Source organism: Bacteroides sp. RTP21281st1_H5_RTP21281_210402, assembly GCF_040918965.1.
GTDB lineage: Bacteria > Bacteroidota > Bacteroidia > Bacteroidales > Bacteroidaceae > Bacteroides > Bacteroides congonensis.
Genome location: NZ_JBCOWR010000026.1, coordinates 12,433 through 38,540, shown reverse-complemented (window position 1 = coordinate 38,540; position 26,108 = coordinate 12,433). Strand labels below are relative to the sequence as shown.

Here is a 26,108-nt window from a genome sequence, read left to right as displayed (position 1 = left end):
GCTTGCTTTTGTAATTTTTTTATTAATATATTTATTTTTAATAGGGATACAAATAATAATTGAGTGCTTACTGCTATTTGAATTAAGTAAATTGATAGTTAATATTTTTGTTTATTGACGTAGAAAGGCAAAAATAATTGAATAAAATAGTATCTATTAAATGTCAGATACACAATTAAATAATAGAAGGATAGCGAAAAATACGCTGATGCTGTATATCCGCATGGTTTTTATTATGTTGATAAATTTATACACATCTCGTATAATTTTGCAGGCATTAGGGGTACAGGATTATGGTATTTATAACGTGGTTGGTGGCTTTGTTGCAATGTTTGGATTGCTTAGCAATTCACTATCTGCGGCAACCACTCGCTTTATTACATTCGAATTGGGTACGGGAAATAACGAGAGACTTAATAAAATTTTTTCTTCTTCGGTCACCATACAAGTAGCTATCTGTTTAATTATTGTATTATTAATAGAGGCTTTTGGAGTGTGGTTTGTCAATAATAAGATGCTGATTGCACCAGAGCGATTAGCAGCTGCAAACTGGTGTCTTCAATTGTCTATGATTACTTTCTGTGTTAATATAATAGCAGTGCCATACAATGCACTTATTATTGCACATGAGAAGATGACAGCATTTGCTTATATCAGTGTACTTGAAGCGACATTAAAACTTGGTATATGTTTTATAGTCATGCTATCGCCTTCTGATAAACTTGTATGCTATGCTATTCTTCTTTCAGTTGTTGCTCTTCTAATCAGAACTATCTATGCAATCTATTGTAAAAGGAATTTCAAAGAAAGTAGGTATCATTTCTACTTTGACAAAGAGTTAATATATAAGATGTTTGCATTTTCGGGATGGAATTTTATAGGGGCAGGAGCTGGCGTCTTAAGAGAGCAGGGGGTTAATATCTTAATTAATATGTTTTGGGGAACTACTATAAATGCATCCAGAGGTATAGCTCAACAAGTGAGTGCAGCGGTAGCCAGTTTTTCTTCTAGTTTTGTATCAGCTATCAATCCGCAGATTACTAAATTATATGCCGTAGATGATAGAGAACATTCATTTCAGTTGGTAATACAAGGCGCAAGATTGTCTTTCTATCTTCTGCTTCTTATTGCTTTGCCAGTTTTCCTCGAAACGTCAATCTTGCTGCATACATGGCTAACTGTTGTTCCAGTCTATTCCGTGATTTTTGTTCGCTTGACATTGCTGTATGTAATGACAGAATCTTTATCGTATACAATGATGACCCTCATGCTCGCATCAGGAAAAATTCGAGACTATCAGTTAATTGTAGGAGGACTTCAATTATTAAACTTCCCAGTATCATATATACTACTTTGGTTAGGCTCTACACCAGATTGGACTTATGTAACGGCTATAGTTATTGCACTAATATGTCTTTTCGTGCGACTATTTATGCTGAATCGAATAACAGGTTTGTCTATGGTGGCTTTCGTCAAAAAGGTTATTCTGAACGTAGTATTAGTATCTGTCGTAGGTGCAATACTGCCAATTGTAATTGTAAACACAATGGATGAATCTTATATGCGACTATTACTGACAGTTAGTGTCTCTACTATTTCTCTGTTTGCGACATATTTATTTGTAGGTTGCACGAAAGCAGAAAGAGAAATCATTATGCTTAAGATAAAAAAATAAAATGAGAATAGACATAAAAGTCAAAGAAAACTGTTGTGGATGTACTGCATGTGCGAGTATTTGTCCATACAACGCAATTACAATGGTTGATGACTTATCAGGTTTCTTATATCCTAAAGTGGATTTAAGTAAATGCGTTGATTGCGGACTTTGTGTCAAAACTTGCCAGTTTAAGAAAGGTTATGAGAGATATGAGAACTTTGAAACTCCTATTGTATATGCTGGGAGGCAGAAGCAACTCGAAGAAATTGCTAAATCCCAAACAGGTGGATTAGCGGCTCTTATATACGAAAATTTTCTTTCTACAGGAGGATGTGCTTATGGTGTTGTTTTTGACTCTGATCAGAATATTATGTTTTCATGTGCAAAGAATGTTGATGAGACTCAGCAGTTTAGAGGGTCAAAATATGTACAAGCAGAAATACAAAATGTCTTTTTGCAGATTAAGGAATATTTAAAGAATAGTCAAAAAGTCCTTTTTATTGGTTCTCCTTGTCAAGTAGCAGGATTGAAATCATACATTCCAAACAGATTTCATAAAGAACTGTTGACAGTTGATCTTGTGTGTCATTGTAATACATCTCCGAGATTGTGGAAATCCTATATTTTGTATCTCGAACAAAAGTATCATTCCAAGATAGTCAAAGCAGATTTTCGCAATAAACGGTTTGGTTGGCATAAGTGTCTTGAAACCTACAATCTGGCAAACGGAAAAGAAATTGTAACAAAATCATATGATTATCTTTTCTTCAAGCATTTAAGTATCCGCCCATCTTGTACAATATGTCCATTCACTAATCTTCATAGAGTAGGGGATGTTACTATTGGTGATTATTGGGGATGGGAAAAGAACCATGTAGAGTGGAATGATGATTTTGGTATCAATTTGATTCTTATTAACTCCTCAAAAGGAACAGAACTCTTAAAATTAATTACGCCCAAGTTAGATTTGATACAGACAGACACAAGAGACTGTCTTCAGCCTCAATTGATAAATCCCATTCAGAAAAATCCTCTTCAAGAAAATTTCTTCAAGGATTATCATAATAAAGGCATTAAGTATGTTTTATATAAATACGGTGACTTAAACTATTTGTTCCGATTCAAAAGACATCTAAGTTGTATTAAAAGAAAACTCTTACATTTATGAAATTAGGTATATTAACATTTCACTGTGCTCACAACTATGGAGCTATACTTCAATGCTTTGGTTTACAAGAATACCTAAAGTCATTAGGCTATGATGTGTATGTCATCGATTATCGTCCAAAGTATCTTACACGCGGTTATAAACGCCATTCGTTACGTAATTGGATTTGTTCAAAACCACTTTTGACAATGCAGAAGTTGATGAATGAACCTTTTCTGTACAAAACAAGAAGTGAGCGCTATGACAATTTTAATGCATTTATTGAAACTAAACTAAGACTTTATCCATATACTAAAGGTATGGATTTTTCTGAATTTGATGCTATCTTCCTTGGAAGCGACCAGATATGGGAAGCATCAATAACAGATGGCAAATTCGATGATGTATTTTTTGGAACAGGTGCTAAATGCAAAGTGATATCATATGCTGCTAGTAACAAAGCCAAAGTGCTTACTTCGCAGGAGATTGATTACTACCAACAACATCTTTCAAAATATGCAGGCATAGGTGTTAGAGAGATAACTTTGCAGAAACTATTGTCAGATGTTATACGAAAGCCAGTTGTATTTACTGTTGACCCTACAATTTTAGCAGGTAATTTGCTAACAGATGGAATTGAAAGTAAACGCCCAATCGAACAAAAATATGTACTTGTATATGAGATAGTAGAGCATCAAAAGGTTATTGAGCAGGCAAAGCGATATGCAAAGAAGATAGGTGCTCGTGTCGTAATGCTCAATGCGTATATTGAGTATACAGAAAAGAGAATTTGTGATTTTACAGCTTCACCATCGGATTTTGTTAATTACATACGATATGCGGAGTGTGTTTTTACCACATCATTCCATGGTACTGCCATATCGATTATTTGCAATACAAATTTTTATAGTTTTAAACAGCATAATGCTTCTGATCTGCGAATATCTTCTTTGTTGAGTATTGCAGGGTTGAATGATAGATTTGTAGAGATGGTAGACGATCTTGATATAAAACAAATTGATTACTCAAACGTGTTGAAAAATGTAGAGATGGCTACAGAGATTTCTCGGGATTTTATAAAATATGCATTATCATGAACTCAATAGGTCCTTCCATGTAATATTTCCTAAAACGGTCAATTTATACACAACAGTTGGTGTTCGAACCTGTTCACAATTACTTCTATACACTCTTCATGAACTTTGTTCTTACCTATAGTGGATCATGAATTATCAAGACAATTGTTTCACCAATAATCAATAGAATTAAATGAGATATTTACATATAATCATGCCAATGGCGGGTGAGGGTTCTCGCTTTGTTAATGCGGGCTGGACTACTCCGAAGCCACTGATTGAACTAAATGGTCAGCCTTTGTTTAAACACGCCATAAATAGTGTGGCAGACAAGGGTATTGAGATGAAGTACAGTTTCATCGTGCGACATGAGCATATTGAAAAATATGGTATCGATAAAGGTATCAAGTCGTTTTTGCCTACGGCCAATATATTTTCAGTTGTGAAGACCACGCGTGGTGCTGTAGAGACTTGTTTGATGGCGGAGAGTGCTATTATTGATGATGATGCTGTTATCGTGATGGATTGCGATATGGAGTTCCGTAGCGTGAAGCTCATTGAGATAATCAAGCAGCAACTTTCACAGCCGATGGAGGAAGCAAATGGTGGCGTTCTTATTAGCTTCGAGTCCGACCAGCCTAAATACAGTTATGCTGAGGTGGGCGAAGATGGTTATGTAATGCGTACTGCCGAGAAGGAAGTCATCAGTAGTCATGCTCTCTGTGGTGCCTATTTTTTCTCTACAGGTCGTCGCTTCAAGGAGATTGCTCATCAATTGCTCAACGAGCCTGAGTTCAAGAAACCTGAGTATTACGTGAGCCTGCTCTACAACTATATGTTGGCAGCAGGAGAAAAGGTACAACTGGCTCCCATGGAGGAATATTATTCATATGGAACTCCAGAAGAACTTTCACAGTATCTTCAAAGACCATAAGTAAAATATTCGCGAAAGTTGAATTACTAAAGGATTTTATTTGGCATCGTGTTGTTGGATTTCCTTGGCAGGATTCTGATAAGGTTCGTAAGGATTATATAAGTGGTATCTTCCATTAGAATGAATATGGATAAGATAGTAAGTATGGAAAATAATTTCTATAGTTTCCTTAAAAAATATGATACGGGCAATAATCACCGATTTTGACGGCACATTGGTCGATACATTTGAGGCTAATTTTAGAGCTTATCAAAAAGCTTTTTCAGAGTGTGGCATTGTATTGACTGCAGAGAAATATCGCGAATGCTTTGGTCTTCGTTATGATGGATTTATGAGTAGCATGGGTATTGCAGATGAAGATGTTGTCAATAAGATTAAAGAGTTGAAGAAGAATTACTATCCAATGTTCTTCGAGTGTTTGATACCCAACTACACGCTTATTGACATGATTAATACCTTTCATCAAATGGGTGGTAAGACTGCTATCGCTTCTACTGCTCGCAAAGAAAACCTTATGAGTGCTGTAGGTGCTCTTGATTTGCAGAAATATTTCGATGTCATTTTAACAGGAGTAGATGTTGAACATGGTAAGCCAGAACCAGAGATTTATAACAAGACAATGACTGTAATGGGGGTCACTTCAAAAGAAACGCTCATTTTTGAAGATTCTGACATAGGCATTGGCGCAGCTATTGCCAGTGGTGCCAAATATATACGAGTCACTCCAGAATGGTTTGAATATGGTCGAAATGAAAATTCATGAAAAGATTATAGATAATTTATATTAAAATAAAAATCCTACATATATGAATATTGTAGTTAAAGGACATAGTGGATGCCAGATTGATGTGGTCAATGAGGGCAATGAGATTTATGTGTATAAATCCACGGCAGATCCAAAGTACATTAAGCGCCTTGTTCTGCAGGCTGAGAAACAACGTGCAGCAGCAGAGATAGAACATCAGCATATCCGTGTGCCTAAAATTTACGATATTGAGAAAACTGATGAGACCGTTGTGGTCAAGATGCAGTATGTCTATTCCAAAAATTTTATCGAATTCTTCGAACAGGCAGGCTTCGAGCAAGTGGATTACCTGATTGGTGCATTGGAGTACTTTGTGGAACATGAGATCAGCAAAAGCAAGCTGCAGACTGTATCTTCTAAGATATTTCAAGATAAGTTTGCCGAAATCAAATGTAAGTGCGAGCACAATCCACTCTATCAGGATGACGAGCGTATTGCTTCCATTCTTAGCCGCTCTGAACAGGTCTTTACTAATCTCAAGGACATGCTTATTCCCGTAGGACTTTGCCATGGTGACCTCACGTTTAGCAACATCCTTTTCAATGGTAACAACTACTATCTCATAGACTTCCTCGATAGCTTTCTCGAGACCCCCTTGCAGGACATTGTCAAGCTTCGTCAGGATACCCGCTATCGTTGGTCACAACTGATGTACACCAAGCGATATGATGCTGTCCGTCTGCATATTGTGCTCGATAAGATAGACCGTGAGATTGATACCTATTTCAGCAATAAGTACGAGTGGTATCGTACTAATTATCCAGTCATGCAACTGATGAACATTCTCCGCATTCTGCCGTATGCGCATGAAGAAAAGATTGTAGAGTTCCTTAAGGATGCGTTGGAGAAGGAGCTGGATGGTATGAATGGTTCAAGTAAGGGGGTAGCTGTTCAAGAAATTTCAAGACTTGGACTTAACGAAGCCTTGAACTGCCCATCGGACATTGAACCTCTTGAACAACTGCAGACATTAAATCGCACCATTCTTGTGCCCGTAGCAGCCGACAAACCAGAGTATGAAAACGGTCTTCCATACGTCTTTGGACTTGATAAGGATGGCATTATCATTTGTATCAAAAGCATCATGGGCTTGAACTTACAGCAGTTTGATAACATCTACTTTACTGTCCTTCGGAAATACGATGAGCGCTTCTTTGTGGGTGATAGTCTTCGTCTCCAGTTCAAACGCTTGGGCATTACGAATGCTAAGGTTGTAGTTCTTGACGAGCCTACACAAGATCAGGCAGAGACTATCTATCGTACCATCATGCAGGAGCAGGTACAAGGAAATATCTTCATAAAGGATGCCGATTGTTTCTTCCGTACAGACTTTATTGGCGAGAATGCTGTAGCCCTTTATCCCATAGAGCAGCTTGAGGTGCTCTCACCTAAGGACAAAAGTTATGCTGCGGTGGATGATATGTACTACCTTACTAATATCATAGAAAAAACTGTGGTTGGGCATTATATCAGTGCCGGTGGTTATGCCATTGACAATGTAGATACCTTCCTTCACTATTATCATCTCCTCCGTCAATACGGTCGCTTCTACCTTTCGCACATTATATATGCAATGCTTCTCGACAAGAAGACTTTCCGTCCGATGATGGTAGAAGAGTATAAAGATTGGGGAACTAAAAAAGACTTGAACAGATATGAATAAAAATTCATTGTTGTCGATTCTCTTCCAATGTTATAATGTAGAGAAGTTTTGGTCTAAAGTGATCACTTATGAATAAAATAACAATAATACGGATATGACAGAACTTTTGGTTTCAATACTTATCCCTGTATATAATGTAGAAAAATATCTTTCACAGTGTCTTGATTCTGTCTGTGGACAGACATACCGTAATTTGCAGATTGTTATAGTGAATGACGGTTCTACAGATGATTCGTTTCGAATATGTAAAAGGTATGCTGCAGCAGACAATCGGATAGAGATATATGATAAAGCAAATGCGGGTGTGGCATCTGCACGCAATGATCTGCTGAGTCACATACGTGGTGAATACTTTCTCTTTGTTGATTCTGATGATTGGCTGGAACCAACAATGGTAGAATCGTTGTTTAGCATTCAGAATTGTTTGGTTTTCGATATTGTTGTCTGCGACATGATCAAGAATGACGAAAGTCCCAACCTGTGTGACTCTTCTTATGTCTCTTATACAAGAGAAAAGATTGTCAAAGCGTTTCTTGAGCACAAGTGGCTTAGTGGTTCGTTGTGCAACAAGCTTGTTAAGACGAGTTTGTTGCACAACGAAAGATTTCGCAGTGGAATTTCCTACGGGGAGGATGCTTTATTTTTTTGGCATTTATTGCAGCATGTGGATTGTGTGGCTGTTTGTAAGTTGCAGTTATATCATTATCGTATGAATAATGAAAGCCTATCTCATCAGAATTGGACTCCTCAAAAAAAAGGTTCTGGCTCAATAGTTTGGCGCACGATAACCCATGAAACAAAACTTTGGTGGCAGCAGTATTACGACATTGCTTGTGCAAGATATGCAATAGAAGATTTTTGGGGATTGTATTATGCATCACTCGCTAATTATCCGTATGACGAGAATATCAAAGAAAGACAGATTAATATAAGAAAGAATTTTAGGTTAATCTTGAAATCAGGATTTATTAGTAAGAATAAGATATTCACTGCTTTTGCATTGGCATATTGTTATCCATTAGGGAGATTTCTTAAATATACTAGGAAATGAAAAAGAAAATTTGTATTCTACAAAATGGTCTTGCCCGAGGTGGAACAGACACATTTGTTGTGAATTTGTGTAGGGGATTAGATTATGATAAATATGATATTACTGTAGTTAATCCAAGTAATAAGAAAGAAAGTCTTGTGCGGGAACCAGAGGTCTTGAAAATAGGAGCAAGGATAATTCACACAAGTCCTTTAACGGGATTTATGAGTAAGATAAAACATCTTTGGATGTTGTATGGCATCTTGAAAAAAGAAAAATTTGATGTGTTCCAAACCAATATAGATCTCTTTAACGGACCTCAATTGTTAATCGCATGGTTAGCCGGTGTGCCGGTTCGTTGTTGTCATTCACACAATACAATGCAGCAGAAGTCTTTAATACAAGGCATGACAATAGCTGTTGGTATTTATCAGAAAGTGATGAAATGGATGTGTTGGACTTTTTCTAATCGTCGGACTGGTTGTTCGGAGGATGCAATGGATTTTTTGTTTACAGATAAGAATTGGCATCAAGATAGATATCCAATTGTCATAAACAATGGGATTGACATTGAACATTTCCGTAGGCCTATTGATATTGAAGAGAAAAAGCGAGAGATCGGTCTTACTGCAAAATATAATATCATTACAATAGGAAGAATTATTCCACAGAAAAATCCATTGTTTATAGCTCGGGTGTTTTCTGAACTAAGTAAAATGCGGGATGATGTGGATTTTGTGTGGGTTGGAATAGGAGATAAGGAAGAAGAGTGCCGTGAAATATTTAGGAGGAACAATTGCTTAAGACGTGTTCATTTCTTGGGCTTAAGATCGGATGTTAACGAAATACTTAAAAGTTGTGATTTGTTTTTTATGCCGAGTGCTTTTGAAGGACTTGGTATTGTCATTGTTGAGGCACAAGTGGCAGGACTTCAGTGTTTGGTTTCCGATGTGGTGCCAAAAGAAAGTGAATGTGGGGCAGTTGAATATATGTCTCTTTCTAAGACGGAGAAGGAATGGGCACAAATGATATGCAATATGATTGACAGGAAAATAAGTCTGTGTGTCGATGAGAAAAAAATACAAGAGTTCTCTATTGAGTACATGGTTGCACAAATGGAGAAAGTTTTTGAAAATTAAAAATAACAGCATATGCAAAGATTTGTATTTGTAAACTTGCATTCAGATTGGATGTTGATGAGAGTTGCAATGGTTTATGTGTTCAAATATTCTGCAGCTATTAAGCATGGATATTTGTTGAAGTATCTATTGGAGCATCCAGAAGAGTATCAGGTATGTAATTATATCAACGATAGAGGTTTTTCTCTTTATACCAATGGAAACGGTAAGTATATGAAAGTTCTAAATAGCTTGTCAGGTATTGAAAATAAAATTACACTTAAGAAGAATGGCATCAAACCAAGTTTGATACCAGTTTTGAGGAATCCTTTGCAAATACACAAAGATGATATTATTATTGCTTATAATGTATGTAACGAAGAGTTGCGAGGTCTTAAGTATATTGATGCATTCAAGGCATTGAGTATGCTCCACTTTCATGGACGTAAGGAAGAGGATGAAAAAATTAGAGAGGCAGGATTTGATTGTTATTTTAATGAAGTAGACCTGAGCAAGTCATCGGAGATTTTCAGAAAATACTATCATACGGAATTACCTTGGATAGTTCATCCATTTGTTTTTGCGGAGCGATTCAAAAGGATAAAACCGTTTAAGGAACGAAAAACAAAATGTTTCTCTACAGGTACTATTACATATAAGAAGCATGAAGAATTCTTATCAATTTATGGCGATCCTTGTAATCAACCTGCACGTAAGTTTGTTAAGGACAATCCTGAATTCTTCAAAGATACAGTAGACTGTTATAGTAGTGACTATTTGGAGGAGAATGCCGGAAAGACTATATATTCAAACGATAATACTATAGTGAAATTCTGTAAGAAAATGTATAATAGAACCCATGTTGGCAAGCAGAAGAAATATTTCAGTTTTAATATGGTCGAGAAGTTCAATGATTATAAGATGCATTTCTTAGGAGAGGAAATTTTGGGAGTTCCAGGTATTGGCTATGTTGAAGGAATGGCTTGTGGTAGTGCTTATATTGGGCTTGATTCGCCAATGTATCGTGACCTTGGACTTATTCCAGGTATACATTATATAACCTATGATAGTACTAAAGAAGGTCTTCGTAAAACTGTAGAGTATTGGCAGAGACCTGAAAATCAAGAAGAATTGGAGCAGATAGCCAATAGAGGATATGAGTTTGTTCAAAAGAATTTCTGTGGTGAGAAGGTTGCTGAACAAATTATAAATGATTTAATGGTAATGAAGAAATCCCCAAAGGTGTAAAACATGTGGTTCGCTCCTTATTATAAATATCTTTATTTGTTAATTGTAACGATATGTACCCTTGCTTGTTATGTGAAATACAATACAAATGCAAACTCCCAACATGTAGATAGGGGAAATTCAGCCTTAGTGCTAGCTGTATTAATGGCATTGTTGATTGGCATCAGACCAGTACATGATGTATTTGCAGATACAGTAGGGTATGCAGCGTATTATCGTTATTTATCACACGAAGATTTCTTATTTAGCATAAACGTTGAGAATTTAGTATTTGACAATGTACTTGCTTGGATGTCATCAAATGGTTTTAGTGTGTCTGCATTTTTTACAGCGTGCTCTTTTACTTATTTTATAGGTAGATGGTGGGCATACAAAAAGATGTTCCCTCAAAACACATTGGTAGCTTTTTTAATGTTTCTTGGAGCATTTATTTCGTATACATCGTCTGTAAATGGCTTTAAGGCTGGTGCAGCCGCTTCGCTTTTCTGTTGTGCTATAGCATGTAAGGATGATTTCCCGAAAAGATTATGGAGACCAGCATTGTTTCTTACATTATCGTTTGGTATCCACCATTCAATGCATGTATGTATAGCTGGTTATATTGTGTGTTTATTTTATAAGAACACTAAAGTATATTTGGCTTTTTGGCTATTAGCCTTGGCCTGTGCGGTATTACATGTGTCTTATTTTCAAATTTTATTTGCAGGGTTGACCGATCAAAAAGGTGCTTCATATCTAATAACCAACGGTGATAGTGGGTGGATAACAGGTATGCGATATGATTTTGTTATATATAGTGCAATGCCAGTACTACTTGGTTGGTATATTAGATTTAAAAAAAATATTGTGATTGAAGGGTATGATTTCGTTCTGAACCTATATCTCTTAATGAATGGTATGTGGATGTTATGTATGTATGCAAGTTTTACTAACCGCATTGCTGCATTATCTTGGTTTATGTATCCAATGGTTTTATGTTACCCTTTCCTAAAAGGCTACAAATTACAAAAGATATCTAACAATCTGTCAATAGCTAAGGTTATGCTTTATCAACTGTGTTTTACCTTGTTTATGGAAATTATATATTATACAATATTAAAATAACTTAGATATGGGACAACAATCAACATCAACTTTTCGCTTGTTTAAAATGATGGGCATTATTAATGATGAGTCTAAATATGGACAAATAACAATATGGGGCATTGTCTTGCATGCGTTTAAAACCATTAAGGCCGCTTATTATTTTAAAAAAGCATATCATCCTGGACTTTTTCATACAAGAGACTTTAATGTGAACAGAGCCAGGTGGTGGCGTAAGATGGGATGTCATGTAGGAAAGAATGTGTCTATTGGGCATTCTGTTGCAGCAGATGTGGGCAATGCAGATCTTATTTATATAGAAGATGATGTGATCCTAACTAACCATTGCATTATTCTTTGCCATCGTAGGAATATGAAAAACTATCGAAAAGGGGATAACGGAACAAAACTTCCTTATATGTACGCTCCTGTTACATTGAAGAAAGGTTGTCAAATAGGTATGGGCAGTATCATTATGCCAGGTGTTACTGTTGGTGAGGGTGCTATCATAGGTGCTCGGTCTGTTGTAACTAAAGATGTGCCTGCATGGACAATTGCAGTTGGCAGTCCGTGCAAAGTGATTAAAGAAATTCCCCCAAGAGAATATGAGTAAGAAAGGATGTTTAGTTATCTCACTCGATTATGAGCTGATGTGGGGGTGTTGCGAATGGTCTGTCCCCCAAGAGTATGGTATGTCAAACATAGTCAATGTTCCTAAAGTAATAGACCGTATGCTAGATTTATTCCAAAGGTATGATGTAAAGGCTACATTTGCAATTGTTGGAATGATAATGCATAAAGATAAAAAGGAACTATTGGAAAATATTCCCCAAAAATTGCCTTCATATGAAAATCCTCGGTGTTCCCCGTATAATAATCACTATATAGAAAATATTCAAGATGAGTATATAGATATGTATTTTGCACCAGAGACGGTTAAGAAGCTTAATAAGTATCCTAATGTAGAAATAGCAACACATACTTTTTGTCATTATTATTGTTGGGAGAAAGGGCAAACAATAGAACAGTTTGAGGATGACTTGATAAATGCTATCAAGACTGCGAATAATGTTGGGATAAGGTTCTCAAGCATTGTGTTCCCGAAGAATATGGTATCAGATGAATATTTAAGGATATGTAAAAGACATGGAATAAATAATTATAGAGGTAATGCCTTGAAGTTTTTCAACGAACCGAAATCACGCTTTGAATCTATAAAAAATAAGGCTTGTCGTTTGTTGGATGCATATTTAAACATTGGAGGATATACTTCTATTCCTTATTCGCAGATAAATAAGAATTCAGGTGTTTTAAATGTAGCAGCAAGTCGTATGTTGAGGCCCTATTCACCTAAACTTTCAATATTTGAAGGACTACGATTAAGCCGTATTAAGAAAGAGATGGAATATGCTGCAAGAAATGGAGAAATTTATCATTTGTGGTGGCATCCTCATAACTTTGGGGCAAATATGGCGCAGAATCTAATTTTCTTAGAGAAGATATTGAAGTGCTATCAAAGTTGTAGCAAATGTTATGGAATGTTGTCTTGTTCAATGAGTGAGGTCGAGAAAATAATAAACGAAAAATAGATTATGCCAAGAATATCGGTTTTAATGGGTATATACAATTGTGCTTCAACTCTTCAGGAAGCATTGGATTCATTATATGCCCAAACATATCAAGATTTTCAAATAATAATGTGTGAAGATGGTTCAACGGATAGTACTTATGATATTGCTATCGAGAACCAAAAGAAACATAGCAACATTATTGTTTTACGCAATGAGAAGAACATGGGACTTAATTATACATTGAATAGATGCTTGGATAAGGCAGATACAGAGTTGATTGCGCGAATGGATGGAGATGATATTTCAAAGCCAAAGCGATTTGAGATTGAGGTGGAGTTTTTGGATGAACATCCAGAATATAGTGTTGTTAGTACACCATGTACTTATTTTGACAAAGATGGTATATTCCGTGTGGCTGTTGGTAGGGGCGATGTTAAACCTGAGCACTTCATTTACCGGTCTCCTGTCAGTCATGCTCCGTGCATGGCTCGTACGGAAGTGTTCAAAGCCGTAGGAGGTTATACTGTGAATAACTTTCTTCTTCGTGTTGAGGACTATAATCTTTGGTTTAAAATATATCATGCTGGCTATAAACTCTATCAGATGCATGATTCTTACTATTTGATGCGTGACGATCGCAATGCTACGTTACGGCGTACGTGGAAGAACCGTAGAAATGAATTTTATGTGAAATGGATAGGTTATCCAATGGTAGGCCTTCCGTGGTACACAAGAATTCATTGTTTTCGCCCTTTGATTATAGGCTTACTTCCAAATTTTCTGTATCAAAAGGTTAGAAGAAGTCCTTTAATGAGAAAATTTTTCAAGTAGATTTTAGCTAACATGGTTTTCTTATAAAAGCTTTTAAATTGGATTTCTTAAAAAGGATTTTGTCTTATGAAGTGCTTTTGAATATAAGTCAAAGTCTCAAAATACGAAATATTAGACTGGTATCTGTATGGAAAAGAAGAAAGTTGCATTTATAGTGGCGATTCCGGGAACTGCTGATGCATTTTTAAAGGAACATTTTGTGTACTTGTTGAAAGAATATGAAGTGCATCTGATAGCTAATTATGAAGGAAGCGAAGATTTGAAAAAAGAGTTTGAGAAGATGAGGGTTATCTGTCATCAAGCTCCTATTGTACGTAAGATTAATTTAAAAAGCGACTTAAAGGCACTCTTTGTGGTGAAGAAGATATTCAAACTTGGAAAGTTTGAGTGTGTGCATTCTGTTACTCCAAAGGCTGGTTTTCTGACAGCATTAGCGGGTAAATTTGCTGGTGTACCTAATCGTGTGCATATCTTCACAGGACAGGTATGGGCTACACGCAGGGGGGGAGTACGTATGATGCTGAAGATGATGGACAAGATGATAGCTATGCTTGATACTCGGCTGTTAGTGGATGGTGAAGGTCAGAGACAGTTCCTTATTAAAGAAGGGGTACTCTCGGAGAAGAATAGTATAGTACCTGCCAATGGATCAATAGCAGGTATCAAGCTTGAAAAGTTTGTGATATCAAAGGAAGTTCGTAAGGAGGAGCGCCAGAAACTTGGTATAAAGGATGACGAGGTGGTATATATCTTTTTGGGGCGGTTAAATCATGACAAAGGCGTTGGAGAAATTTTTGAGGCATTCAATCGTTTGGTGATGGAATGCCCTAAGGCTCGATTGCTGTTCTACGGCACGGATGAAGAAGGATATGATCAAAAGGTGAAGAATTATCCTAATATCAAGCGCGGAGAGAATTATTTCTATCCAGGTTTGACACGTACCCCTTTTAAGAGTCTTCAAGCAGGTGATGTGTTTGTATTACCCACATGGCGTGAAGGCTTCGGTATGAGTGTACTGGAGTCGCAGGCCTTGGGACTGCCTGTCATCACATCAGATGCTTATGGTGTGGTGGATGCTTCTGTGGAGGGTGTAACAGGTTTACGTTGTAAGGTGAACGACCCTAATAGTCTCTATTGTGTGATGAAGCAGTATTATGAGAATGCAGATATTCGCAAGATCCATGGATTGGCTGGTCGTAAGCGTGTTGAGGAAAAGTTTAATAATGCTGTTGTCTGTAAAGCTTGGTTGGGGCTTTATAAGGAAATGTTAGAAAAAGCGTAAGCAGTCAAAAAAAGGCTATTGAATGAAAGTTCTACCTTCGCTGCCAACCCAATTTATAGAATTATGTATAGTAGTGAAGATCTTGAAAGGTTTTACCTTCGGTACTAGACAGAGGCTTTGCCTTGTGGAGTATCTCGCCAATCGTTTTGTGTTAGGATGAAAGTAGTATGGCAGTGATGCCGGTGCTGAGATGGCTGCAACATATCTCAGTGTGATAGGATCGGTAAAGCTTTATGGCAGTTCTATTTGGAACTTCATCGGAACTTTTTTCAAAAATATCTTTAACGGGTGCAGGGATTATGTTAACATGGTTCCCGGCGAAATCACTTTGGCTACCAGCCAATGTTAAATTCAAAAACTAATTAATTAACAAAACTCGGTTTTGGGCACAGTAATGTGCTCTTTCAAAGGGGGGATATTCTAAATTGAGTACTTACCTATTACCGCATAAATGTTAATTCTAAATTTAACGGACTATTGTTATTTTCATCCTTAAAAGAAAATAATAGTGGTCTTATAATATTGGGTCTAACAAGTTAAAATAATTGCTTATTATAAAAATGTAAAAAGAAATAAACATGTATAAACATTTTTTTAAAAGATTATTTGATTTCTGTATTGCGCTTGTTGCTTTGATATGTATTAGTCCAATTTTAATGATTATTATCATTTGGTTGCATTTTGCAAATAAAGGTGCTGGTGTATTTTTCTTTCAAGAACGACCAGGTAAGGATGGTAAGATCTTTAAGGTGATAAAGTTCAAGACTATGACGGACGAAAGAGATGTTAACGGCAATCTGTTGTCTGATGCTGACAGACTGACAAGAATTGGCAGTTTCGTTCGCTCCATGTCAATTGATGAGTTGCCGCAGTTAATAAATGTATTGAAAGGCGATATGGCATTAATTGGTCCAAGACCGCTTCTTGTTCAGTACCTTCCTCTGTATAGCAAGGAACAAATGCGTAGACATGAAGTTCGGCCTGGAATTAGTGGATGGGCACAATGTCATGGACGTAATGCTATTTCATGGACAGAAAAATTCAAACTTGATGTGTGGTATGTGGATCATTGTTCTTTGTTGACTGATTTGAGAGTGATATTCATCACAATTAAAAAGGTACTTTGCCGTGAGGATATAAATACTACAACAGGTAGGTCGGCAACGATGGATTATTTTAACGGACACAATTAAATTCCAAATCATATGTATTTATTCGGTGCAAGTGGTCATGGTAAAGTGATAAAGGAAATTATTGAAGCCAATGGTCAAGTGGTTGAAGCTTTTGTTGATGATAATCTCAATGTCAACAAATTATGTGGCAAAAAAGTCTTACATGGTGAAACGGAGTTATCACCAATGATAGTAAGTATTGGAGTGAATTGTATTCGCAAAAAAGTAGTAGAAAAACTACATTGCAAGTTCGGTATTGCGATACACCCCACAGCTGTAGTTTCTCCATCAGCAAAGATTGGGGAGGGGACAGTTGTAATGGCAGGAGCTATAATCAATGCTGATACTGTGGTAGGAAAGCATTGTATTATTAACACTGGAGCCTCAGTTGACCACGAGTGTGTAATTGCTGATTATTGTCACATTGCTCCCCATGCCACACTGTGCGGACAAGTACATGTTGGTGAAGGGACACTTGTAGGTGTAGGGGCATGTGTAATACCTTGTATTAACATTGGCAGTTGGTGTACGATAGGTGCAGGAGCTGCAGTAACTAAAAATATAGAAAGTAATATGAAAGAAGTAGGAGTACCGGCAAGGCCTCTCCGTGATAATAGGGATAATATGTAAGATTATCAGATGGAAGGAATATGCATAAACAAACGATGCTGATAGAAGATAAGACTTATTGTCTTAAACTGACTATAAATAGGATTATGGAATTGACAGTGTGCCTAAAAGATAATATTTGCTCAGTATGTGGAAAGTACCAAGACAAGTTGTTACTCCTGATTTGGAAGAGGATATAAAAAGACTTTTGTCTCCAGAAATATTACGGCTTTTCAAGTTATGTGAAGACGAAGAAAAGAAGGTCCGTATCCAAAGAATAACAGAAATGTTGGATTTTTTAGATCATTTGTCGGATTTCAGAAACTATCTGAACAGTATAAACAAACGAACGAAAAGGGAAGAGAATGGCATGACGTTTATAGATAGTAGTATTATATTTAATGGACATGATTACTCTGGATGTGAATTTGATATTGAGGCTTTGATATACTATATGTATGTGTCAATTATTGATACGAGTATGGCTAAAGAGAATATTTATATTTCTCTAAAAGATTTTATGAAGGACCGAATAAGCAAGGAAAATACTACCAGGACAAATGTTCTTGCTTTGTGTGACGAATACAATAGTCTTTATGGACTTTCAAAGAATTTTAAAGACGTATTTGAGTCAAGAATTCCGTCTGAACTTCAGGAAAAATTTGCTAATGGAATACTAATCTTATCAGATAATCGTAAGACGGGCTATGCCAAAGCGGATATTGATGACCGATGGGAAAAGTGGAAAAAAAAAGAATTGAATTTGAAGATGAAGAGAATAGCTTCAGGTTTGTATAACATTCGTTCTTCTTACACGCATTCCAATATAAGAAATTTCATACCATCCAGAAAATGGAATGATGATATTTTGGATTCCAATGTAAGGTATTTGCTTCAAAAGGATACCGATTTGTTAGGGCTTTTGAAGTCTGTGATATTGGAATTGTGTGTGGATATGCTAACTAAATGATGGAAAGAATTTATTATTGAGGTAGTAATGTGTTTAATATTTTTTAGTTGTAAAGAAAATATTGGAATTATCTTTAAAAGAAGGACGTTAGGTTTCTCTATTATAAGTAAGTTTTTGTTGAATCATCTATTGCCAATTCTTATGCAATAGATGAAGATTTAATATTTCCAAAGAAACAGATATTATCTGTTTGATTAATAGAATCTTAAATGTTTATAATCATAAAACAATAGATAATGAAAGATAAAATACTTGCCAATGTAAAAGAAATGAAGCAATGATTTTTTAACAATATGCACAATGGAAGAAAGAAAAACAATTTATCTCTGCCTTGCCCACATGAGTGAGGCTGGTTTGGAACAGAAATACGTAAAGGAGGCATTTGATACCAATTGGGTAGTTCCACTTGGTCCAAATGTGAATGGCTTTGAAGATGACTTGAAAGCGTTCGTGTCGAAAAATGAGGATGGTTCGGAAACTCCGTGTGAAGTAGTTGTGTTGTCTGCCGGTACGGCTGCCGTACACTTGGCACTATTGGCATGCGGTGTAGGTAAAGGCGATGAGGTATGTGTACAAAGTTTCACGTTTTGTGCATCTTCCCATCCGATAACCTATCTTGGCGCAACCCCTGTATTCATTGATTCTGAACCAAATTCTTGGAACATGGATCCGGAATTACTAGAGAAAGCTATTCTCGACCGTAAGTCGAAGACCGGTAAATATCCAAAGGCAATCGTGCCCGTGGCACTGTATGGCATGCCATACGATTGCGACAAGATTATGGCGGTTTCCGATAAATATGGTATTCCGGTGGTTGAGGATGCTGCTGAAGGATGTGGCTCTCGTTGGAAAGGGCAGGTACTTGGAACATTTGGTAAGTTTGGTGTGTTGTCATTCAATGGTAACAAGATGATAACTACTTCGGGTGGCGGTGCTCTTATCTGTCGTGATACCGAAAGCAAGAACAATATCATGTGGTATGCAACACAGGCTCGCGATGCTTATCCTTATTACCAGCATACGGCTATTGGTTACAACTATCGTATGTCTAATATCTGTGCCGGTATTGGGCGTGGTCAGATGACTGTTTTGAATGACCATATCGAGCATCATAAACACATACAGACTATTTACAAGAAATTACTGAAAGATGTAAAAGGTGTTACCTTACATGAGGCTCCCAATACTAATTATGACTCTAATTATTGGCTTTGCACGATTACACTTGATGAGAATTTGAAGATTCAAGGACAGGAAAATGCTTACAAGGAAGTTATCAGGACTGCTGTAGGCGGTGCTGCAGGTGTGATCCATATGGTGGACAATCCAACAACCGATTGTCAGCCTAACGAGAATGTGGAGGCTCTGCGTGTATTTATGTTTTCAAAGAAAATAGAGGCGCGTCCCGTTTGGAAGCCGATGCACAAGCAACCTGTGTACGAGAATGCTCCTGCTTATGTGAATGGTGTTTCAGAAGCATTGTTCAAGGTGGGTATGTGTTTGCCTGCCGGTCCGTATGTGACGGACGAGGATGTTCGATATATTGTAGACTGTATTAAAGAAGCTATTGTAAAATAACACGTAGAATATTCTACTCATAACTATAAAGCAGAAGTAGACTGATATCAGTCATGGGTGGAGTCTTCATTGAGATTATGAATAAGGTAAAGAGTTTTCTTAAATCGACATGGAGCTTTTGTAAGTTCCTTTTTTGGCCTCAAAAAGTAAAACGGTTACCCAATAATGAATAATTATGGATTTTGACAAAGACTTTTTAGGAAGATTATTTGAACAGGCTATTGAAAGTCCACGCCTTCGTCAAAGTTTTGACCTGCGTACATCTTCATCCGATTCCAGCCAACGAATCCTTAATGCATTGTTTCCTGGAACAGTGGTTCCAATTCACAGACATCCCAATACCAGTGAGACGGTTGTTTGTTTGTGTGGAAAGATGGATGAGGTAAATCTGATTCAAATAAAGAAATTCCATCTCTCCGTGAGGTGCAACGCATTCGGCTTTGTCCTACAGAAGCTAGGTATGGAGGTCAAGTCCCTATGGGGGCTTGGCATACGGTGGAAGTGATTGAACCTTCTGTCATCTTTGAAGCTAAGGATGGTGCTTATGCTCCAGTTACAAGCGAGGATGTTTGGAGTTCTGAATAGTAAGCTTCTTAGAATACATTTTACATATGAAAATATTAATAGATAACGGACACGGCAAGGAAACTTCCGGTAAACGTTCTCCTGATGGTCGTTTGAAGGAGTATGCATATACTCGTGAAATTGCAGACCGAGTGGTAATCGAATTACAAAATGAAGGTATTGACGCCATGCGTATTGTGCCGGAAGAAAATGATGTGACGCTATCTGAGCGTGTGAAGCGTGTCAATGCATTCGGCAAAGAAGCTATACTGATATCAATCCATTGTAATGCGATGGGGAGTGGTGCTGGGTGGATGCCTGCAAACGGATGGAGCGTATTTGTTGGTAACAATGCTTCAATGAACAGCAGACGGCTTGCCCGGCAACTGGCGCAAGCTGCCTTGAACAGGAAAGTGAAAGTTCGTCGTCCGTCTCCACAGGATCTTTATTGGACTGCCAATCTTTATATCTGTCAGAAAACGAATTGTCCGGCAGTGCTGGTCGAAAATTTCTTTCAGGATAATAAGGAGGATGTTGAATACCTTCTCTCGGAAGAAGGGAAGCTGTGTGTCACGAATATATTGCTGGAAGGTATTACGAACTATTTAAAGGAATATCAAAGAAATATGTAGGTAAGCAGTCAAAAAATGGCTATTAATTGAAAGTGATAACTTCGCTTCCAACCCAATTTATAGAATTATGTATAGCAGTGAAGATCTGGAAAGGTTTTACTTTCGGCTTTGCCTCATGGAGAATCCCTCCAATCGTTTTGTGTTAAGAATAAAGTTCTTTATAACATTTTTCAGAAATGGTTCAAGGATACTTGAAAAAAAGTAGTCGAAGTTCAGATTGATGGTGCTCCTGAGATTAGCCATTCGGAAAAAACAAGAGTAGTGATCAACCTCAGGTATGTTTTCATTCGACAATCGTTCATACAGCCTGTTCGAAAAGAAGTTTGTTGCAGGCTATCAGTTCATGAAAGTGGAGCGGAATGGGGCAGATACTGTTTATCGGATTGACTGGAAAGATGTGGTTCTGATTCTTGAATTATATAGTTAAAATATTGAAATTCAGATAATTAATGTATTTGTTTGCTTGCGGTTTTGCGATTGTTTTGCTACCTTTATATCTGTAAATCAAGGAATTAAAGGTGATCGAACTGCAACATATAATCGACTCAAAAAAGGAGGTGTTGAGTAGGGAAACCTACTCACGTAATCTTATAAATTATAGTGAAAGTATGGCAGACGATCAAAAAGACCGATACATACAATACCTTGCCGAGCAGAATCATGACCTTAGGTTGACAAGTGATGCCATGAAGCTTGTTTTGGAGGATTTCATGGCTCAGATGAAGGAACTGAATGAGCAGATGGCATCCATGCAATCGAAACAATCTGATTTGGTCAATCGGTTATCAGAAGAACATAAGCTTCGCAAATCGGCTGAACGTAAGGCTAAGTCCCTTCAGGAAAAACTTGATTTTGCGAATCAGGAACGTTTTGGTGACAGACGTCAAAGGATAAAGTCTAAAGCTGAAAAGAGTGCTCCCGACCGACAAAAGGAAAAAGATGATTATGATGCACGGATGATACACTTCGTACGGACTCGGTAACTGAAAACAAACCTCAAGAAGTAAAAGAATCATCCGGGAAAGAACGCGATTTGTCTACCTGAATTTCTTCAGGCCATAGCCTATGAAGTTTATGTAAAGAATGTGTTCTTTGGTCTTCTTCACCAATGGTTGACAGATATAGGCATGGCCATTTCTAAAAACACATTATGTAACTGGTTTAAGAAAGGCAAGAAATACCTTGATGAGCTGGTTTGTGCATTGAAGTCTGTTGCCTTGGAAAAGGACTCGATTGTGAACTGCGATGAGACTTGGTGTAAAGTGCGCAAATATGACCACTATAAAAAGTGTTATTAATTAACAAAACTCGATTTAGGGCACTGAAAAGTGCCCTTTCAAAGGGGGATGCCCTAAATTGAGTGCTTACGGTATAGATAATAGAGTATAAAATCACAGTTTTGTTCAAAGTAAAATATGAAGGATTTGCTTAAAGCAATAGACGAGGTGGGCAAGATATTACAACCCCTCCTCTCGGCTGAAGCCTATTCGGCTTTCAACCGACAACAAAATGAAATCAAGGGTATAGTAAATGATCACATTTATATCCGCGTGCCTATAGTCGGCATATACAGTACGGGAAAGACGTCACTAATCAATACACTTTTAGGCGAAGAAGGCAAACTACCTGTGAACAAAGATCCAATGACGGCAATTCCTTGCGAGATTTGGCCCGTTCAAGAAGGAATGGTGTCACATATCGAGGTGTTCCGCGAAGACGAGATTATCTTTAACGGTCCCATTGTTGGATTCCGTGAGGTTGTCACAAAACCAGGAGATTTTGCTCGCTGTTACTGTTCCGCAAAGCCTATCTGGCATTTGTATGACAAAGGCATAGTGTTAGTTGATATGCCTGGAGCCGACTCAGGTGTCAAACAACATAACGACGCATTAATGCAGTATATAAAGAAAGGCACCGTGTACGCTTTTCTGCAAGATGCATCCGATGGAGCTATCTCAAAGCTCGGTTTAAACTTCCTTGATGAGATTATGCGATATGGACTTGAGGCGCATATATTCGCATCGCGCATAGACCTCGTCAAAACTAAACAAAGTTTGAATGCTGCGATCGATTACATCAAATCACAGATTGATGGCAAGTCAAATCTCTTTTATGCCGGTGAGCTCTGTACCAAGAAGGGACAAGAGAATGTCGACTCATTCAGTTCATTCATAGAAGGCATTGACGCTCGCGAAAAGGGACGGAAACAGATGGTGCCGTTAGTGGAAACCTTCATCAATTCTCAGATTCAACTCCTTCGCGAATTCGGTGCAGTAATCAGCTCCCCGAGTGCGGCGGATTTGGAAAACCAAATCAAGGATTTAGAAAACTGCATTTCCAAAATTAAGAGTGAGCTCGAAGATGCACTGAATTCGGCTGACACGCCTGAGAAATCAACCAATGACATTCTTGAGCGGATTGACAAGGCAATCAAAGACAATGCCTCCGTAGTGGCACAGGCATTTCTTGATGCTAAAAAAGGTGATCGCATCAATGTAGTCAGTGAAATCCTCACCGAGATACTCCGACCGGAATTAGTGGCCGCATTTAGCGAAGAGCAACAGCAGTATATCGATGCTCTCCGAGCAGATATTGATGCATTAACCAACAGGCTTATCGCCAACACAACCATCACCGAAGGGATATTTGCCGACATAATCGCCGACCAATCTGAAAGCATCATATTTGGCATAAGATTCTTTGCCGAGAAAATGATGAACAATGGTCACCCTTACATTGCCATGCTTGGACAAATTCTGGCTTTTGTGGCAGAATACGTGCCTGATTTCCTCCGTGGGTTATTTGGTAAAAGCGACGAAGAAATCAAAGAAGGTCTCCAGAAGCAAGTTCGAACAGTAGTATGCGCGAAAATTTGCCATGAACTGTATCCGGCCATCCTGATGCAAGTGAAGCTAATGCAGAAACAAGTGCTTGAGGCTACCCGCAAGCAGTTTGAAGCCCGCTTAGACCAGCTTTATGCACAACTGAACGCACTCCGAAAAGCATATGCCAATGACCAAGCTGCCGCAGATCGTGTACGCGATGAATTTGCCCAAGCAATCACACAACTTGAGCAAGTGAAGGACACCGTCACTAAAGAGGATAAGCCCCATGCCTGAGGGACAAATTCTAATAAATCCTTACGCTGTCTCTCCTAGGAGAGCCATCCGGCTGATGTCTGACATTTGTTCTGGAAGACCAGATGCTAACGTGGAAACACTCCAGCTATCGTTGGACGCGATAGTTGGATCTGTTTTTGACAAAGATTGGATTGCCGGAAATGCCTCAAAAATAGGTACTCCGCTTTTTTTTAACAAACTCTTTAAGCTGACAGCAAGGCTGGCATTTGCAATTTCAAACGACTTTTTTGGCAACTACAAGCGCGTGCGTGTAACGGTTACCGGCATTACCTTTTCGGGCAAGTCCAGTCTCATAAATTTCCTTTTACAGAGACCCGATCTTTTGCCGGTCAGTAAGGATCCTTCAACCATCATTCCCACTCACATTTACTGTAATAAACGGAAGATATTAACCAGGGCATATGCCATAAACCATTGCAATGCTTTGATTCCGGTAAATCTGAAGGCGATCAGTGGGATTCAGCACACCACTGACTCATCCAATGAATCTATGGGAAGAGGTCTCGCTGAGCAGATTTCATCGGCAATGTACAGATTCGTGGTAGAATGCCCTAGTGACCATTTCAACGACATAGAATTTATTGATTTGCCTGGCTTCAATGCCAACGATGCCGATGATGCGGCAGCCTTGAGAAGTCTGGATACTTCCGATGTCATACTCTTCCTTATGGATACAAGTGCTTGCATCGGTCAGACTGACATGGACATTCTTCAGCGCATAAATAAGCCCATATTGTTGGTGGCTAATTGCAATAATATACAATCGCCAAATCAAAAAAATCCCGACCGAAAAACAAAATGTGTCATTAAAACACATCTTAACATAAAACAAAATGTGATTTTTGGCGCAAATTTAAAGCCTGTTTAAACTCAATTAAACAGGCTTTAAATTTAATCAATGACCATGTAAACAGATAAATCAGGATTAGCAACAAGCGGAAGAACGTCTTCGTCATCAAGAACGCTCATTGCATATCGATGAATACTCTTCTTTATCATTTCCAATGTTGGTTTTTCTAAGAATGTAGAACTTGCAAACGTTACCAGTTCGTTTCCTTCACTATCAGTTCTACCGATTGATTGTATTGCATATCGAATTATCCATGTTCCGTCGGATTGTTGTTCGATAGGCTTAGCAGATTTCAGGGGTAAGATATTTTTTCGCATTGCCTTTTCTTATTTGTTTTTTTAGTTGTTTCTTAAAGTTAAATTCGCTCTTTATTACAAAAACTTCCCAATGTCCTTCAACGTATATATATTGCCACCATTCAGGAGCAATAATCTTTCCGATTTTACGCCTTAGATTGTACGTATTGAAATGTCTCATCAATCCATAGTAACTGTTCATCGTAGCCACGAAAGTCTCAATATGGGCTTCGCAGAAGCCTTCTTTTGCGATCTTGTTATACTTGCTGACTGCATCATATATATTTCCCACGACACGATTTGAAATATAGATTCGATTGGGAAGTATGAATGCGCCTACGAACAAAACACCTTTTGAATAGTGTTGTATATATATCTTTCTAGGATGCAGTTCCAAAAGCAACTGTTCTTTCAGATAGCTATTGAGCAAAGGGACATTCTTCAGGACATCCTCTTTAAAGCGCATGACAAAGCCAAAGTCATCGACAAAACGCACATAGTGTTTTATCCCGCATATCACAGTCACATAATGGTCAAACACCGAACCTATGAAATTCGCAAATTTTTGAGAAGGAAGATTACCAATGGCGACACCACGTTCCGGGCTGCTGTAAAACAGACTTTTGTCTTTCGGCAGTTTATCCCATAGATGTAAGGGAGACTTCCTGCGACATTTTTTTTGTGGCTGGTGAAATATGACAACCCGGAGCAGATACAGCAAACATTCGATGTCATCTCCCTTGTAATTGTCGCGAACGAATATATCAATCATTTCCCATAGCAGAGACTTTGACATGGACATAAAAAAGCTTTTTAAATCACCTTTAAAGATGTATGCGTCCTGTGTATAGT

At 37.8% G+C, this 26,108-nt stretch carries 26 protein-coding genes and 3 pseudogenes; 27 read left to right on the top strand and 2 right to left on the bottom strand.

Going from position 1 to position 26,108, the window contains the following annotated elements; translation table 11 throughout:
- Positions 1-160: 160 nt before the first annotated feature.
- From AB5443_RS23250 to AB5443_RS23120, 27 genes and pseudogenes are all read left to right on the top strand, one after another.
- Positions 161-1,675, top strand: a complete 1,515-nt coding sequence (locus AB5443_RS23250; RefSeq protein ID WP_277135134.1) for an oligosaccharide flippase family protein — start codon at positions 161-163, stop codon at positions 1,673-1,675.
- 1 nt (position 1,676) lies between these two features.
- Complete coding sequence (locus tag AB5443_RS23245) at positions 1,677-2,825, top strand: Coenzyme F420 hydrogenase/dehydrogenase, beta subunit C-terminal domain (protein WP_277135132.1); 1,149 nt, start codon at positions 1,677-1,679, stop codon at positions 2,823-2,825.
- Positions 2,822-3,901: a polysaccharide pyruvyl transferase family protein gene (locus AB5443_RS23240; protein WP_277135130.1), complete on the top strand. Its 1,080-nt coding sequence runs from the start codon at positions 2,822-2,824 to the stop codon at positions 3,899-3,901. The genes AB5443_RS23245 and AB5443_RS23240 overlap by 4 nt, the downstream gene beginning before the upstream one ends.
- Before the next feature lie 172 nt (positions 3,902-4,073).
- Positions 4,074-4,814 (top strand): glycosyltransferase family 2 protein, encoded by a 741-nt coding sequence (locus tag AB5443_RS23235; protein WP_277135128.1) that lies wholly within the window; start codon positions 4,074-4,076, stop codon positions 4,812-4,814.
- Between the two features lie 178 nt (positions 4,815-4,992).
- Positions 4,993-5,577, top strand: a complete 585-nt coding sequence (locus AB5443_RS23230) for an HAD family phosphatase (RefSeq protein WP_277135126.1) — start codon at positions 4,993-4,995, stop codon at positions 5,575-5,577.
- 43 nt (positions 5,578-5,620) lie between these two features.
- On the top strand, positions 5,621-7,282 hold the full coding sequence (locus tag AB5443_RS23225) for a phosphotransferase (RefSeq protein ID WP_277135125.1): 1,662 nt from the start codon (positions 5,621-5,623) through the stop codon (positions 7,280-7,282).
- Positions 7,283-7,376: 94 nt separating this feature from the next.
- Entirely contained in the window at positions 7,377-8,333 is a 957-nt protein-coding gene (locus tag AB5443_RS23220; RefSeq protein WP_277135124.1) for a glycosyltransferase family 2 protein, read from the top strand.
- Positions 8,330-9,451 carry a glycosyltransferase gene (locus AB5443_RS23215; RefSeq protein ID WP_277135123.1) on the top strand — a complete coding sequence of 374 codons (1,122 nt, stop codon included), beginning with the start codon at positions 8,330-8,332 and terminating at the stop codon, positions 9,449-9,451. Before AB5443_RS23220 ends, AB5443_RS23215 begins: the two co-directional genes overlap by 4 nt.
- Before the next feature lie 12 nt (positions 9,452-9,463).
- Positions 9,464-10,678 (top strand): glycosyltransferase, encoded by a 1,215-nt coding sequence (locus AB5443_RS23210; RefSeq protein ID WP_277135122.1) that lies wholly within the window; start codon positions 9,464-9,466, stop codon positions 10,676-10,678.
- Between the two features lie 72 nt (positions 10,679-10,750).
- Positions 10,751-11,782, top strand: coding sequence for an EpsG family protein (locus AB5443_RS23205; protein ID WP_277135120.1), 1,032 nt, complete (start codon positions 10,751-10,753; stop codon positions 11,780-11,782).
- Between the two features lie 7 nt (positions 11,783-11,789).
- Positions 11,790-12,374, top strand: coding sequence for an acyltransferase (locus AB5443_RS23200; protein WP_277135119.1), 585 nt, complete (start codon positions 11,790-11,792; stop codon positions 12,372-12,374).
- A complete protein-coding gene (locus tag AB5443_RS23195) occupies positions 12,367-13,350 on the top strand; it encodes a polysaccharide deacetylase family protein (protein WP_277135118.1) in 984 nt (327 codons plus the stop codon). The genes AB5443_RS23200 and AB5443_RS23195 overlap by 8 nt, the downstream gene beginning before the upstream one ends.
- Positions 13,351-13,353: 3 nt before the next feature.
- Positions 13,354-14,163: a glycosyltransferase gene (locus AB5443_RS23190; RefSeq protein WP_277135115.1), complete on the top strand. Its 810-nt coding sequence runs from the start codon at positions 13,354-13,356 to the stop codon at positions 14,161-14,163.
- 127 nt (positions 14,164-14,290) lie between these two features.
- Complete coding sequence (locus AB5443_RS23185; RefSeq protein ID WP_277135112.1) at positions 14,291-15,445, top strand: glycosyltransferase; 1,155 nt, start codon at positions 14,291-14,293, stop codon at positions 15,443-15,445.
- Between the two features lie 166 nt (positions 15,446-15,611).
- Positions 15,612-15,794, top strand: a pseudogene (locus AB5443_RS23180) (IS66 family transposase); the annotation flags it as partial.
- Between the two features lie 229 nt (positions 15,795-16,023).
- Positions 16,024-16,638, top strand: coding sequence for a sugar transferase (locus AB5443_RS23175; RefSeq protein WP_277135111.1), 615 nt, complete (start codon positions 16,024-16,026; stop codon positions 16,636-16,638).
- A gap of 12 nt (positions 16,639-16,650) precedes the next feature.
- Positions 16,651-17,247, top strand: a complete 597-nt coding sequence (locus AB5443_RS23170; protein WP_277135109.1) for an acetyltransferase — start codon at positions 16,651-16,653, stop codon at positions 17,245-17,247.
- A gap of 127 nt (positions 17,248-17,374) precedes the next feature.
- On the top strand, positions 17,375-18,196 hold the full coding sequence (locus AB5443_RS23165) for a hypothetical protein (protein ID WP_277135108.1): 822 nt from the start codon (positions 17,375-17,377) through the stop codon (positions 18,194-18,196).
- Positions 18,197-18,496: 300 nt separating this feature from the next.
- A complete protein-coding gene (locus AB5443_RS23160) occupies positions 18,497-19,774 on the top strand; it encodes a DegT/DnrJ/EryC1/StrS aminotransferase family protein (RefSeq protein ID WP_277135107.1) in 1,278 nt (425 codons plus the stop codon).
- Between the two features lie 175 nt (positions 19,775-19,949).
- Positions 19,950-20,279, top strand: coding sequence for a WbuC family cupin fold metalloprotein (locus AB5443_RS23155; RefSeq protein ID WP_338128003.1), 330 nt, complete (start codon positions 19,950-19,952; stop codon positions 20,277-20,279).
- Positions 20,207-20,359, top strand: a complete 153-nt coding sequence (locus AB5443_RS23150; protein ID WP_338128004.1) for a DUF6016 domain-containing protein — start codon at positions 20,207-20,209, stop codon at positions 20,357-20,359. Before AB5443_RS23155 ends, AB5443_RS23150 begins: the two co-directional genes overlap by 73 nt.
- 26 nt (positions 20,360-20,385) lie before the next feature.
- Positions 20,386-20,970 (top strand): N-acetylmuramoyl-L-alanine amidase, encoded by a 585-nt coding sequence (locus AB5443_RS23145; protein ID WP_277135106.1) that lies wholly within the window; start codon positions 20,386-20,388, stop codon positions 20,968-20,970.
- A 67-nt stretch (positions 20,971-21,037) separates the two neighbouring features.
- Positions 21,038-21,309: pseudogene (locus AB5443_RS23140) on the top strand (hypothetical protein); the annotation flags it as partial.
- Positions 21,248-21,397, top strand: a complete 150-nt coding sequence (locus tag AB5443_RS23135; RefSeq protein ID WP_277135105.1) for a hypothetical protein — start codon at positions 21,248-21,250, stop codon at positions 21,395-21,397. The pseudogene AB5443_RS23140 and the gene AB5443_RS23135, both read left to right, overlap by 62 nt.
- 91 nt (positions 21,398-21,488) lie before the next feature.
- Positions 21,489-22,265, top strand: a pseudogene (locus tag AB5443_RS23130) (transposase); the annotation flags it as partial.
- Between the two features lie 120 nt (positions 22,266-22,385).
- Entirely contained in the window at positions 22,386-24,089 is a 1,704-nt protein-coding gene (locus AB5443_RS23125; protein ID WP_277135104.1) for a dynamin family protein, read from the top strand.
- A complete protein-coding gene (locus AB5443_RS23120; RefSeq protein WP_368114471.1) occupies positions 24,082-24,978 on the top strand; it encodes a dynamin family protein in 897 nt (298 codons plus the stop codon). The genes AB5443_RS23125 and AB5443_RS23120 overlap by 8 nt, the downstream gene beginning before the upstream one ends.
- A 23-nt stretch (positions 24,979-25,001) precedes the next feature.
- On the opposite strand, the gene AB5443_RS23115 is transcribed toward AB5443_RS23120, so the two are convergent.
- The gene (locus AB5443_RS23115) at positions 25,002-25,277 is read right to left on the bottom strand and encodes a hypothetical protein (protein ID WP_289704679.1); all 276 of its coding nucleotides are present in this window, start codon (positions 25,275-25,277) and stop codon (positions 25,002-25,004) included.
- Positions 25,243-26,108, bottom strand: an 866-nt coding sequence (locus AB5443_RS23110; protein WP_368119644.1) for an RNA-directed DNA polymerase, incomplete at its 5' end; no start/stop codon positions are given. The genes AB5443_RS23110 and AB5443_RS23115, both read right to left, overlap by 35 nt.

Excerpts from the sequence above, each read along its gene's own strand:
- AB5443_RS23250 (WP_277135134.1), top strand. The coding sequence starts at position 161 with ATGTCAGATACACAATTAAATAATAGAAGGATAGCGAAAAATACGCTG.
- AB5443_RS23245 (WP_277135132.1), top strand. The coding sequence starts at position 1,677 with ATGAGAATAGACATAAAAGTCAAAGAAAACTGTTGTGGATGTACTGCA.
- AB5443_RS23240 (WP_277135130.1), top strand. The coding sequence starts at position 2,822 with ATGAAATTAGGTATATTAACATTTCACTGTGCTCACAACTATGGAGCT.
- AB5443_RS23235 (WP_277135128.1), top strand. The coding sequence starts at position 4,074 with ATGAGATATTTACATATAATCATGCCAATGGCGGGTGAGGGTTCTCGC.
- AB5443_RS23230 (WP_277135126.1), top strand. The coding sequence starts at position 4,993 with ATGATACGGGCAATAATCACCGATTTTGACGGCACATTGGTCGATACA.
- AB5443_RS23225 (WP_277135125.1), top strand. The coding sequence starts at position 5,621 with ATGAATATTGTAGTTAAAGGACATAGTGGATGCCAGATTGATGTGGTC.
- AB5443_RS23220 (WP_277135124.1), top strand. The coding sequence starts at position 7,377 with ATGACAGAACTTTTGGTTTCAATACTTATCCCTGTATATAATGTAGAA.
- AB5443_RS23215 (WP_277135123.1), top strand. The coding sequence starts at position 8,330 with ATGAAAAAGAAAATTTGTATTCTACAAAATGGTCTTGCCCGAGGTGGA.
- AB5443_RS23210 (WP_277135122.1), top strand. The coding sequence starts at position 9,464 with ATGCAAAGATTTGTATTTGTAAACTTGCATTCAGATTGGATGTTGATG.
- AB5443_RS23200 (WP_277135119.1), top strand. The coding sequence starts at position 11,790 with ATGGGACAACAATCAACATCAACTTTTCGCTTGTTTAAAATGATGGGC.
- AB5443_RS23195 (WP_277135118.1), top strand. The coding sequence starts at position 12,367 with ATGAGTAAGAAAGGATGTTTAGTTATCTCACTCGATTATGAGCTGATG.
- AB5443_RS23190 (WP_277135115.1), top strand. The coding sequence starts at position 13,354 with ATGCCAAGAATATCGGTTTTAATGGGTATATACAATTGTGCTTCAACT.
- AB5443_RS23185 (WP_277135112.1), top strand. The coding sequence starts at position 14,291 with ATGGAAAAGAAGAAAGTTGCATTTATAGTGGCGATTCCGGGAACTGCT.
- AB5443_RS23175 (WP_277135111.1), top strand. The coding sequence starts at position 16,024 with ATGTATAAACATTTTTTTAAAAGATTATTTGATTTCTGTATTGCGCTT.
- AB5443_RS23170 (WP_277135109.1), top strand. The coding sequence starts at position 16,651 with ATGTATTTATTCGGTGCAAGTGGTCATGGTAAAGTGATAAAGGAAATT.
- AB5443_RS23165 (WP_277135108.1), top strand. The coding sequence starts at position 17,375 with ATGTGGAAAGTACCAAGACAAGTTGTTACTCCTGATTTGGAAGAGGAT.
- AB5443_RS23160 (WP_277135107.1), top strand. The coding sequence starts at position 18,497 with ATGGAAGAAAGAAAAACAATTTATCTCTGCCTTGCCCACATGAGTGAG.
- AB5443_RS23155 (WP_338128003.1), top strand. The coding sequence starts at position 19,950 with ATGGATTTTGACAAAGACTTTTTAGGAAGATTATTTGAACAGGCTATT.
- AB5443_RS23145 (WP_277135106.1), top strand. The coding sequence starts at position 20,386 with ATGAAAATATTAATAGATAACGGACACGGCAAGGAAACTTCCGGTAAA.
- AB5443_RS23135 (WP_277135105.1), top strand. The coding sequence starts at position 21,248 with ATGTTTTCATTCGACAATCGTTCATACAGCCTGTTCGAAAAGAAGTTT.
- AB5443_RS23125 (WP_277135104.1), top strand. The coding sequence starts at position 22,386 with ATGAAGGATTTGCTTAAAGCAATAGACGAGGTGGGCAAGATATTACAA.
- AB5443_RS23120 (WP_368114471.1), top strand. The coding sequence starts at position 24,082 with ATGCCTGAGGGACAAATTCTAATAAATCCTTACGCTGTCTCTCCTAGG.
- AB5443_RS23115 (WP_289704679.1), bottom strand. The coding sequence starts at position 25,277 with ATGCGAAAAAATATCTTACCCCTGAAATCTGCTAAGCCTATCGAACAA.